The organism is Mycobacterium sp., from assembly GCF_036488105.1.
Classification (GTDB): Bacteria; Actinomycetota; Actinomycetes; order Mycobacteriales; family Mycobacteriaceae; genus Mycobacterium.
The window spans coordinates 1-2,652 of sequence record NZ_DASXHW010000417.1; the positions used below are offsets into that span (position 1 = coordinate 1).

The following is a 2,652-nucleotide window of genomic DNA, read 5'->3' on the forward strand; positions in this document are numbered from 1 at the left end:
CCGGCCGCCCGCGCGGGTCTTGGCCTGAGTTAGCAGCCAATCGAGCCGCTAGAGGCCTACTGAGCAGCCACCCGGTGGCTCGATCTGGATGGTGGCGTGCTCGAGGCCGCGCTCGGCGAGGATGGCCCGCGCGTCGTTCAAAACCCGCGCAGAGTCTGCGCAGCTGGTCAGGTGCGCGGTCAGCATGTCCTTGCCGGGCACCAGTGTCCAGACGTGCAGATCGTGCACCTCGGTCACACCGTCGACCGCCGCCAGTGCCGCGCGCAGGTCGTCGACGTTGATGTGGCTGGGCGACGACTCGGACAGGATCCGCAACGCGCCCGCGGCCAGCGACAGCGCCCGCGGCAGCACCCATAGCGCGACCAGGACGGCGACCACCACGTCGGCGTAGGGCCAGTGCGTGGTGATCGTGACCAGACCGGCGATCAGCACACCGATGCTGCCGACCGTGTCGGCGATCACCTCCATGTAGGCGCCCTTGACGGCCAGGCTCTGGGTCGACTGCGATCGCAGCAGCAGCGCGACCGCGGCGTTGGTGGCCAGTCCGATCAGAGCCACGACGACCATCGGGATACCCGGCACCTCGGGTGCCTGCCCGATCCGCCCGATCGCCTCGCGCAGGATCAGCGTCGCCACCCCGATCAGCAGTACGGCGTTGGCAACGGCGGTGAACACCTCGGCGCGATGCCAGCCGTAGGTGCGGGCCGGCGACGTGCTGCCGCGTTGGGCGAGGACAACCGCGCACAAGCCCATGAAGGTGGCAGCGACGTCGGTCAGGATGTGCCCGGCATCGGCCAGCAGCGAGATCGAGCCGATCATCAGCGCCGTGGTCAGTTCGACGGCGAAGAACCCGCCGAGCAGCGCGGTGGCTATCGCCAGTCTGGGTGCGGGGGTGCCGGGGCTCGCGTGATCATGGCCTGCACCCATAGCCAGCAATATATGCGGAGTTACGCATGTATTGCAAGGCCGACGCCGCCTCCGACGCAGCGAGATCGACGTCAGTGCATCTTTCCTGCGATTTTCCGGCGCTGGCGTCGATCTCGGCGCCACCGACGGCGCCGTGTCAGAACCAGGCGTGCCAGAACCGGGTCAGCTCCATGCCGGCAAGCGCCCAATTGCTTGGTACCCCGGACAACTCGTAGAACCAGAAGACCATCCCGAAGAACCACTGGTTCAGCGGCGGGGCGAGCAACAGCACAAACAGCAGCAGGAAGCCATACGGCTTGAACTGCTCCAGCGCACGCTGCGTCTCCGGACTCAAGTGCGGCTCGAGGGCGCTGTAGCCGTCCAGGCCCGGAATTGGCAGCAGGTTCAGCAGCAGCGCGGTGATCTGCAGAAAGCCCAGGAACGCCACCCCGGCCCACAACACCGGGTGCATCAGATCGAAGAACGCATTGGTCAGCCCCAACAGCAGCACCGCCAGCAGCAGGTTGGCCGTCGGCCCGGCCAGGCTGACCAAAGTGCGTTGCTTCGCGGTCATGAACGAGGTCCGCACATACACCGCCGCGCCCGGCAAGCCGATCCCGCCGATCGCCGTGATCGCGATGGGCAGCACGATCGACAGCACCGGATGGCTGTAACGCCGCGGGTCCAAGTCCAGGTAGCCCCGCATCGCGACGTCGCGGTCGCCGAATTTCCAGGCCGTGAAGGCGTGACCGAACTCGTGCAGGCACAGCGACACCACCCAGCCGGCGATCACGAAGACGAACACCGAAAGGTAGGCCATCCACCCCACAGCGGCGCCGTCCCAATAAGCCAGCGCGCCGCCCAACGCCGTCAGTCCGACGATGGCCCAGAAGATCGGGCTGGGCCGAACCGACTGATGCAAATCGCGGGCGCTCACGCGACGAAACTACCGGACCAACAACCAACCCTCGATGTTCCGGTAGATCGTCGAGCGGCGTATGGCGCGCGGCGCAACCACACCGTCGCGGACCACCGAAATGTCGACGCCACCCAACTGTGCGGCCCGGCCGGTCAGCCAGCGGCGCGACCGGCCGCCCGTCACGCGGGCGCGCAAGCCGGGCAGCGCCGCCGTCGGCTCGATCCGAACCCCGGGCACGTCGCCGTCGAACAGCACGGTGTCGTCGACAACGGCCTCGCCGTGCAGTAGCCGCCCGTCGCCGCCCGGCCTCCATTCGGCTGCCCCGACGATCGCGGACCCGGTCTCGTCGCGGATCAGCGGTGCCCGCTGCGCCGGCCCGCGCCGCGCCCGGCGGGCCGCCCGACGGCCGGCCGGTAGCCGATAGGCGCGGGTGGCCTGCGTGCGGCGACGGGGAACGTATGCCACCTCGACGTTCAGCAGCTCGGCGCGCAGCAGCCGGGTCAGCACCGACGCGAGATCGGCATCGGCCCCGACCACCACCACCCGTCGCGCCGAGGCGAGCGCCGCGTCGATGTCACCGGGTCCGACAACCGCCAGCCCCTTGAGCGGACGCGGCAAAACGTCTCCACCGAACATCAGAACGGCGACGTCGGGGGCGTTCAAGGGCCTCCTCGCAAATAGCTGAGATAGTGTGGGTCACCGGCTGGACCACAATAAGCGGCAGATATGAGTGGGAGAAATGCCATGCCGGCAATCGTCCTGATCGGCGCCCAATGGGGCGACGAGGGCAAGGGCAAGGCCACCGACCTACTCGGCGGCCGCACCAA

Annotated in this window: 4 protein-coding genes; 1 reads left to right on the plus strand and 3 read right to left on the minus strand. The window is 68.4% G+C overall.

The features are described 5' to 3' along the window. Positions 1 to 48: 48 nt before the first annotated feature. The 3 genes from VGH54_RS21990 to VGH54_RS22000 form a co-directional block, all read right to left on the minus strand. The gene (locus tag VGH54_RS21990) at positions 49 to 927 is read right to left on the minus strand and encodes a cation diffusion facilitator family transporter (protein WP_331514214.1); all 879 of its coding nucleotides are present in this window, start codon (positions 925 to 927) and stop codon (positions 49 to 51) included. Positions 928 to 1,063: 136 nt separating this feature from the next. Next, positions 1,064 to 1,843, minus strand: coding sequence for a site-2 protease family protein (locus tag VGH54_RS21995; protein WP_331514215.1), 780 nt, complete (start codon positions 1,841 to 1,843; stop codon positions 1,064 to 1,066). Positions 1,844 to 1,852: 9 nt separating this feature from the next. Further along, the gene (locus VGH54_RS22000; protein WP_331514216.1) at positions 1,853 to 2,461 is read right to left on the minus strand and encodes a peptidase M50; all 609 of its coding nucleotides are present in this window, start codon (positions 2,459 to 2,461) and stop codon (positions 1,853 to 1,855) included. Positions 2,462 to 2,569: 108 nt separating this feature from the next. On the opposite strand from VGH54_RS22000, the gene VGH54_RS22005 reads away from it, so the two are divergent. Next, positions 2,570 to 2,652, plus strand: an 83-nt coding sequence (locus VGH54_RS22005) for an adenylosuccinate synthetase (RefSeq protein WP_331514217.1), incomplete at its 3' end; no start/stop codon positions are given.